Source organism: Ciceribacter sp. T2.26MG-112.2 (assembly GCF_900492205.1).
GTDB lineage: Bacteria > Pseudomonadota > Alphaproteobacteria > Rhizobiales > Rhizobiaceae > Allorhizobium > Allorhizobium naphthalenivorans_A.
In genome coordinates this window covers 64,967-73,598 of record NZ_UEYQ01000017.1, presented here as the reverse complement: position 1 = coordinate 73,598, position 8,632 = coordinate 64,967, and the positions used below count along the sequence as shown (strand labels likewise).

The following is an 8,632-nucleotide window of genomic DNA, read 5'->3' as shown; positions in this document are numbered from 1 at the left end:
CTCGTAGAGCTGATTATGCACCAGGTCCGCGTAGCTCCATACCGGCCAGCGGTCGTACTCTAGCCGCACAACAGGCCTGATACATGACCGCACCCGATCACACGTTCAAAACCGCTCGAAGAACTGCTTGCATGAACGGGGGCATCCATACATGACCCGGCGTTCCCACCGAGAATTGGCTCTGACTCACATTTGCTGCTGTTTGGAGCGACGCTTTCGCTGATTCACCGGAGGATCAGCAATGCGACATCGGTTTCAGCGCACGAGCCTCGCGCCGCCTGGCTGATTATGCCGAACTGCTGCATGGCCGAAAGCAGGTGTGACAGCCACCAAACCCGGCCATGCGGCATAACCCAGCTTACGGCATAATGGGTCAGTTCATGCGCCAGCGTCGCATAATAGGCTTCAGGGCTCAGGTGAACTGCCCCCCATTTCGACCGGACAGTCGGCATAAGCAGAAAGGCTCAAGCACAGGCTTGAGGACAGGCTTATGTCTAACGAGTATCGACACGTTGAATTGTTGACGGGTGATGTTCGCCGCAGGCGGTGGACAACCGAGCAGAAGCTGACAATCATTGAGCAGAGTTTTGAACCTGGCGAGACGGTGTCTTCGGCTGCTCGCCGCCATGGCGTTGCGCCCAATCTGCTTTACCGGTGGCGCAGGCTCTTGAGCGAGGGAGGTGCTGCAGCCGTGGATTCTGACGAGCCGGTTGTCGGCAATTCGGAAGTTAAGAAGCTGGAGGACCGCGTTCGCGAGCTGGAGCGTATGCTCGGCCGCAAGACGATGGAGGTCGAAATCCTCCGCGAAGCCTTGTCCAAAGCAGACTCAAAAAAACGGATATCGCGGCCGATCTTGTTGCCGAAGGACGGTTCCCGATGAAGGCCGTCGCCGACACGTTGGGCGTATCCCGTTCTAACCTCGTCGAGCGGCTGAAAGGCAGATCAAAGCCGCGCGGGCCCTATCACAAGGCCGAGGATGCAGAGCTTTTGCCCATCATCCGCAGGCTGGTGGATCAAAGGCCCACCTATGGCTATCGGCGGATCGCCGCGCTCCTCAATCGCGAAAGGCGAGCCGCCGATAAGCCCGTCGTCAACGCCAAACGGGTTCATCGCATCATGGGCAACCACGCCATGCTGCTGGAGAAGCATACGGCCGTTCGCAAGGGCCGCCTCCACGATGGCAAGGTGATGGTCATGCGCTCGAACCTGCGCTGGTGCTCGGATGGGCTGGAGTTCACCTGCTGGAATGGCGAGGTCATTCGTCTCGCTTTCATCATCGACGCCTTCGACCGGGAGATCATCGCCTGGACGGCAGTCGCCAATGCAGGCATCTCCGGCTCTGACGTGCGCGACATGATGCTGGAGGCCGTCGAGAAGCGGTTCGCAGCAACGAGAGCCCCGCACGCAATCGAGCATCTCTCCGACAATGGTTCTGCTTACACCGCGAGGGACACGAGGCTGTTTGCCCAGGCGCTCAATCTGACACCCTGCTTCACGCCGGTGGCCAGTCCGCAGTCGAACGGCATGTCGGAAGCCTTCGTCAAAACCTTGAAGCGGGACTATATCCGCATCGCAGCACTACCGGACGCCGAAACAGCGCTCCGGCTCATCGACGGATGGATCGAGGACTACAATGAAATCCATCCCCATTCCGCGCTCAAGATGGCTTCCCCTCGGCAGTTCATCAGGGCTAAATCAAACTAGCCGACATGTCCGGTCAAACGGGGGGCACTCCATCAGGAGGCTTTCAAAACACGGCATCGGCACGTGATCGCTCGCACCACTGTAATAGGCCTGACCGCCACCATGGCGGATATCAGCGCGCGTTGCGGCAAAGAAAGCATCCCCATGAGCAATCCGCTCGAGCGGTTCAGTCACAGGCTCCGGCTTCAGGTAGTAGTGCTCTGGCAGCCCCTCGATCTGCTCGACGTTGAAGACAGTGTAGGATTTGAGAAACGGAATCTGCTTCACCTCCTCGCCTCCGTCTTCCTCATCTTCGGTCCTGCTGATCGTGCTCGCATAGACAACCATGCTGCCCTTCTCACCCTTGCGCACATGGGCGCCGAGCTCCATCGCCTACCTGAAGGTCATCCAGCAGGCAGACGAAAAGCCCGCCTCCATGGCCGCACTCCACAACATCAGAACATTAATGCCACCGTAGCCGAGCCCGTTATGACGCCAGGGTCTCGTGATCCGCCAGGCCATATTCCCCGCACTCCACGGCTTCAGCCAAGTCAGCTCGCCCTTTTCCAGATCAGCGATAATCCTGTCAGTCACCTGGCTGTAAACATCGTTCTTCATGTCCCTTTTCCTTTTGATCGGGTTGCGCATGCAACCGATCTGCCCCTCTGGCGAAGAGAGGGGGGAACCCGTCCAGACCAAAAGTGTCCGGGGTGGTGCGGGCGCAGGGCTCAGCCCGAGCCACGGCCCCGATGCTTTTGCCCGAAGGGTTTCAAGTCTTGACGGGTGATGGGGCGTCAGCCCCCTTATGGAGGACACGTCGATGCCTGCGCATTGTTCGACGGCACCTGATGTCTGGGGCGATCGATTATCTGGAGAGCACTGGAAACAAACCAGGTTCCAGTCGCGACGCGCGAGCCGGCCATGAATGCGTCGAGCTGGCTCAGACCCAACTGTATTGCTCGGGCAGAGGCTTATGGGCGGAGGGCTCATCTACTCGCAAGCACTCGACGGAAAGTCGCGTTGTGTTGGCGGCGATATGTCGATAGAATTGCATTTCGTCGACATGATTTCGCGGCATGTCGACGCCATCGACATATCCCTGGGACATGTCGTCCAAACGAGGATTAAGCGACATGAGACTACGCCCGGATCTGCCCTACAACGACCTCCCGCTTCTGCCTCCCAAGGCTGACATAGAGACGAAGACCATTCTCAAGGCCTGCATTGCTGCAAGGGCATCACTTGCAGAGCTCCGGGTGTCAGGACAACTCATTCCCAATCAGTCGGTCCTGATCAACTCCATACCTCTGCTGGAAGCCCAGGCGAGCTCCGAGATCGAGAACATCGTCACCACGACCGATCGCCTGTTCCGCTTCGCCAACGAGCCCGGAGCACAGGCAGACCCTGCAACGAAAGAGGCGCTACGGTACCGCACGGCGTTGAATGAAGGGTTTCAGTCACTCAAGGAGCGCCCGGTTTCAACGTCGACGGCGGTTGCCGTCTGTCGCAGGATCAAGGGCGTTGATCTCGACATTCGTTCGACACCCGGCACGGCCCTGATGAACGAGGTCACGGGCTCGGTCATCTATACACCACCAGAGGGACAAGACCTGCTCCGGGACAAGCTGGCCAACTGGGAGCGCTACATCCATGAAGCAGACGATATCGATCCCTTGATCCGTTTGGCCGTGATGCACTACCAGTTCGAGGCGATCCATCCGTTCATTGATGGCAACGGACGCACCGGCCGGGTTCTCAACCTGCTCTACCTGGTCGACAAGGGCTTGCTGGACATTCCCGTTCTTTACCTCAGTCGCTACATCATCGGCAACAAACGGGCCTATTATGACCGGCTCCTGGCAGTCACGATGCAAGGCGCCTGGGAGGAGTGGATCCTCTACATGCTGGATGCTATCCGTGAGACATCGGACTGGTCCACTAAACAGATTCGCGCCATCAGGGATCTGCTGGACCATACCGCGGAACGCATCCGCAGCGACCTCCCGAAAATCTATTCGCGTGAACTGGCTGAAGTCATCTTCGTCAATCCGTACTGCCGGATCAGCGACCTCGTGGATGCCGGCATTGCCAAGCGGCAGGCCGCATCGGTTTACCTGAAGGCTCTCGTCGAGAACGGGCTGCTTGAGGAAGTGAAAGCAGGACGTGAAAACCTCTACATCAATCCGGCCCTGCTTACGCTTCTTCGCGACCCGACACCCGCCCGGGCCGCGCAGTAGCGCGACCGGCCCGATACGCTGCGTGTCCGGCCCGACCACTTTCAACGACTGCTCAAATCATAACCGCCGCAATTGCAGACGCTTCCGACATTGACATGTCTGACGTGCGTCAACGCTGACGCATTCGACGCAACATTACACGCCTGCCCGGTCCATAAGCTCCTTAAGCGCCTCTGGATAGGACATGCGGTTCTGCTCGCAGAAGATCAGGAACCGATTGAATGTCGAAACCGGTGGGCGGATATTGAGGTTGGCGGAAGGCTCTGACGGCTTGCGCCGCGTCAGTTTTTGGATCGGCTCCCGTGCCACGAAACCATGGCGTTCACCGACTTCGTCAATCCGGGCATCAGGAATCCGCGCCGGCTCTTCCGTATCAGGCGTGATGTTGGCAAGCTTGCCGCCAAAGCCCAGGTCTTTTCCGCTCATGCAGCGACCCTCGCATCAATGACCAGATTGACCAGTTCCTCGGCGAGACGAAACGCATTGTCCCGCGCCGCGGGCAGGCCATTCACATTGCGCGGGTCAAGCTCCTCGAGATCCCGCTGATAGTAGAACATCGCCTTATAGGCGGACCGCTCGTTCAGATGATTGCGAAACATCGGCACCTCGCTTGCCTTCAACTGCGCCGTGATCTGCGTTTCGAGCTTGGAGGCGATCGCCGGCGATGTCCGGGTGAACAGCACCCTGTAGGGAATGGTCTTCTCGAACGCCTGCTCTTCCTCACGGATAAGATGGATGGCACGCGCTGCGAGTTCCGCATCGGGCGGGCTTGCCTGTATCGGGATGATCACAAGCTGTGCCCGGGCAAGTGCGCGAGACATGAGGCGGCTCGCGGTTCCTTCCAGATCGACGAACACGAACTGGTATTTCTTGCGGTACTCGTCGAGCTTGCCGGTAATCGTGCTTTCGGTGATCCCACCATCCACGATGACGGGGTTCTTCGAACTCCCTGCCCTCCATCCCTCGATCGCCCTGTTCGGGTCGCAGTCGAGAATGATGACGCTGGCGCCCTGCTGGGCAAGCGAAGTGGCAAGCACGAGGGCTGCTGTAGACTTCCCGGCCCCACCCTTGGGGTTTGCTACGGTGATGACTGGCATGTTCGGTCTCTTGCTTGGATTAGTCTGGAGCGTCATAATGCGTCAAGATACGTTAACATTCTTCATGACGCAGCACAATGCCTTCACATTAACTTGCGTCATTTATGACGCAGTTGCGGGTTTGTGTAATACATGCGGACCGAACCTGACGGAGATCGAGTGCGAGCAGCGCAGGTTGCCCGCTAATGACCTAGGCTTCCCCAAAGCCTTGCGACGGTCACATTCCCAATCCTAGTCCCTTGCTGAGCGTTCGCTTCAAAACATACTGACGGGACAGTTCAGCCCGCTGCGCCCGATCGGCGAGCCGGGAAACATCCTTGATCCGGTCAAGCCTGGCGGCATCTTCCGGCCCGAGCCGCAGATTTTCTTGTGTCAGGGCGCGCGGGTCGGAGCTGCCGAACCGCCGCTCAAGCGCCTTGACGACCGTCTCCGCCTCCGCGAGCGCTTGCATCCCTTCCCGTGTGCCCGTGAGCATCTCGAGGAAAGTCGCCTTGTCCTCCGGCGACAGCATATCGAGCTGCTTCAGAATTTCCTTGCTGCGTCGGCTGAGTCCGGGAACCTCGATCACATCATACTTCTCGCGTTTCCAGATCTCGGTTTTACGTTCTTCCTCAAGTCGACGCTCCCAGATCTCGGCGGCCGCAACGGCATGATTGCTGAACGCCCTGGCATGGCGACGCGCCGCTTTGCGCTCCTTGTTCTCACCAAGGAACCCCAACTTGCCGTGCAGCTCCCCGAATTGCTCTGGCCGCTCACTGAGCAGTTTCGCCAGCCCCTGCCCGTCCATGCCCTTGTCGACAATGGCCAGGCTGAGCCTGGCTGCCACACCATCCGGATCAACATAGACATCGCGAGCGAGAGCCCGCACCGTATGCATGGCACAGTCGAAGTCCGGCCTGGCCCTTTCGCGCGCCACCTCCTCGACGCTGCGGGAATAGCTGGTGATCGCCGGAATGAGCGGCTCGACCTTCTCGGCAGGCACTTCGATCCGCTGCCCGCTCTGCCGGGCCCCGAGCTTGTCGGAGGAATGACGATCGGCCGGCGCGCGAACGCGCTCAACCCAAGCGCCGAAGTGAGCCGCCGGCCGGTCGTCGGCGCGCTCGGACCTGCGGCTGATCCCGGTCTCGCTCATGACGCCGAACTCTTGCGCCAGCCCCCGCCGCTCGGCAAAGGCATGGGCATAGTCCAGCGTCGTTTCCTTTGCCCCCGACCGGCCCATACTGGCGCTCAGCGCCGGCAGATCCTTCAGCTCATCGCGTCCGGCATAGAGCTGTACCTGATCGCGATGACGGGTCATCGCCACGTAAGCCAGATGCCGGTCCATCGTGCCCGAGGCCATGACGAAGGCCCGGTCGACCGTCGCCCCTTGCGACTTGTGGATCGTCGTTGCGTAGCCGTGGTCAAAGGCCTGGTAACTTTTTGTCGGTATAGAGAGAATACGGGCGGCGTTTTGCCCTGGGCCGTCGAGACGTATTTGTAGTGCGTCCGGCTCGACGGCCAGAACCTTTCCCAGCATGCCGTTCTTGACGCCGAGATCGCGATTGTTCTCCAGCAGGACGATCCGGTCTCCTGGGGCAAACGACCGCTCGCCGTCAATCGTTTGGTAGACGACCTCGCGCCCAAGCGGCCCCTGCTCTTCTACGCCCCGTGCCAGTTTCCCACGTGCCTGAAGCGATGCCCGGATGTCGGCATTGATTGAGCGCACATCGACACGGCGATGTGCCAGGGCAATCCGGGAACCGCTTGAGCGTTCTTCCAAATCGGCGAGATATTCGCGCACCATGGCGGAGCGTGCCTCGTCCCGGTTGTCTGCAAAGTGAACATGCCCGCGGTCGGCATAGGCTGAGAGACCATCGCTCGTTCTGTGCGTGGCAAAGGCAATCGACGCCTCGCGCTGCCAGCCCTCGTTCTGCCGGCGGATCTCTGAGAGCTCGACGGCGCCGACGCGCTCGGCAATCGCCCGGAAAGGAGATCCCGCCCCGATCGCCTGCAGCTGTTCGTGATCGCCGACCAACACGAGTTTAGCCCCACGGGTTTCGGCCTCTCTGACGAACTTCGCAAGCTGCCGGCTTCCCACCATACCGGCTTCGTCGATGACCAGGACATCGCCCTTGCCGAGTTGGCCCCTCTCCCTTTGCCAGCCATATTCCCAGGATGCCAAGGTGCGGGATGCAATCCCGGAAGATTCCTCCAGACCTTCCGCTGCCTTGCCGGCAAGGGCTGCGCCATGGACCCTGTATCCCTGCCGCTCCCAGGCCTCACGCGCGGCCGCCAGCATCGTCGACTTTCCGGCACCGGCAAAGCCGATCACGGCCGCGATCTGCTGAGGTCCGGTGATGTGGCGGACCGCTGCACACTGCTCTTCGCTCAGGCCCGAGCGTTCGATCGCCCGCTCCCGATCGACCAGGATCATTTCCCCGGACTCGACTTTTCCGGCAAGCGACGCTGTGGTCATTGCGCGGATGGCTTCATTCTGTAAATTCAGCGCCTGATCGACGTGATGCCGGTCTACGCAATGGCCGCGAGTGACCCCCATCGATGATGCGCTCACGGCCATGGCCTGCTCGATCTCCAGCATCTCTCGGGTGGTCAGCCGGGCAAGTTCGCCCTTCTCATCCGGTCTCAACTCCACCAGGGCGCTTGATGCCATGACGGCGGCAAAGGCGTTCTGGAAGCTTTGCGGATCGTCGATGTAGCGATGCAGGGCACGTGCTACGTCATAGCGGTCGAAGACACTCTTCTCACCGGTGATGATGCTCAGTACCTGCTCGGGTTTTTCCCGGATCAGCTCGGCATTGCGCCGTGCCGCCTCTTCATCGATCCGCGTGCGCGACACCTCCCGTCCGCGCCGATGGATCTGCGAGGCATGAACGCCCATATGCTCGGTCGGTTCGATCTCAAGGCCACGTTCAATGTGCGAGCGATGGTCGATCCTGATATCGAGACCAGCGCGCACCAGATGCCGGCTGGCATGAGCCTCCCAGGCCTGACGGATATCGCGAAGCTGCATCTGCGCGGTCGGATGATCGTGGTTGAGCAGCCATTTGTTCTCCCGCTCGATCAGCGTCTTGTCGCCAAGCCCGGTTGCTTCGACTGCCCGCGTCGTCATCAGCACATGGGCATGGATGTTGCGGACATCGCCTTCGCTGCCCGGCTGGTGAATCGCGAAGTCGACGGCGGCCCCATAACGGTTGGCAAGATCGCGTGCAAAGTCGCGTGTCAGGGACAAGCGCTCGTCGTCACTCAGCTCGTGTGGAAGGGCGATCTCGAACTCCCGGGCGACGCGGGCATCCTTGCGCTTCTCGGCAAACTCGACCGCGTTCCACAGGCTCGAACGGTCGCGCGCCCACTCGGCCTCCACGCCATCCGGCAGCACGATCTCGGTATGAACCACGCCGCTCTTTCGGGTGAAGTCGTGCACCAGGCCATCACGCTCGTTCAGCAAGCGGCTGGCCGTGCGATAGGCAACAGCGGCCACGGCGCTGCGGCCGCCGCTGCGCGCCACCGGCTTCATGCTGCAGTGATAGATCGCCATGCCAGCCTCCAGTCGCATGAAGGGCGATTCTGAGCGCTGAGTTGCGGAGCAACTCGTAAGTGCGCCCTTGGTCATTTCTG

The 8,632-nt window shown here is 60.4% G+C and carries 6 protein-coding genes and 1 pseudogene; 2 read left to right on the top strand and 5 right to left on the bottom strand.

What is annotated here, in order from left to right; all coding sequences use genetic code 11:
• Positions 1-490: 490 nt before the first annotated feature.
• A protein-coding gene (locus DYZ14_RS18700; RefSeq protein ID WP_154722086.1) for an IS3 family transposase occupies positions 491-1,704 on the top strand; the annotation gives its coding sequence in 2 pieces (ribosomal slippage) (positions 491-827 and positions 827-1,704; 1,215 coding nt in all).
• Here DYZ14_RS18700 and DYZ14_RS24460 read toward each other — a convergent pair.
• Positions 1,696-1,878: a zincin-like metallopeptidase domain-containing protein gene (locus DYZ14_RS24460; protein WP_232365588.1), complete on the bottom strand. Its 183-nt coding sequence runs from the start codon at positions 1,876-1,878 to the stop codon at positions 1,696-1,698. The two genes, DYZ14_RS18700 and DYZ14_RS24460, sit on opposite strands and share 9 nt — an antisense overlap.
• A gap of 66 nt (positions 1,879-1,944) precedes the next feature.
• A pseudogene (locus DYZ14_RS24455) lies at positions 1,945-2,301 on the bottom strand (ArdC-like ssDNA-binding domain-containing protein); the annotation flags it as partial.
• Between the two features lie 515 nt (positions 2,302-2,816).
• Here DYZ14_RS24455 and fic point away from each other — a divergent pair.
• Positions 2,817-3,920 carry a protein adenylyltransferase Fic gene (gene fic / locus DYZ14_RS18690; protein WP_154722085.1) on the top strand — a complete coding sequence of 368 codons (1,104 nt, stop codon included), beginning with the start codon at positions 2,817-2,819 and terminating at the stop codon, positions 3,918-3,920.
• A gap of 135 nt (positions 3,921-4,055) precedes the next feature.
• Here fic and DYZ14_RS18685 read toward each other — a convergent pair whose 3' ends face one another.
• The 3 genes from DYZ14_RS18685 to traA all read right to left on the bottom strand — a co-directional run bounded on the left by DYZ14_RS18685 (position 4,056) and on the right by traA (position 8,552).
• A complete protein-coding gene (locus DYZ14_RS18685) occupies positions 4,056-4,346 on the bottom strand; it encodes a hypothetical protein (protein WP_154722084.1) in 291 nt (96 codons plus the stop codon).
• Positions 4,343-5,017, bottom strand: a complete 675-nt coding sequence (locus DYZ14_RS18680) for a ParA family protein (protein ID WP_154722083.1) — start codon at positions 5,015-5,017, stop codon at positions 4,343-4,345. The genes DYZ14_RS18685 and DYZ14_RS18680 overlap by 4 nt, the downstream gene beginning before the upstream one ends.
• Positions 5,018-5,234: 217 nt before the next feature.
• Positions 5,235-8,552 carry a Ti-type conjugative transfer relaxase TraA gene (traA, locus tag DYZ14_RS18675; protein WP_154722082.1) on the bottom strand — a complete coding sequence of 1,106 codons (3,318 nt, stop codon included), beginning with the start codon at positions 8,550-8,552 and terminating at the stop codon, positions 5,235-5,237.
• Between the last annotated feature and the right edge of the window lie 80 nt (positions 8,553-8,632).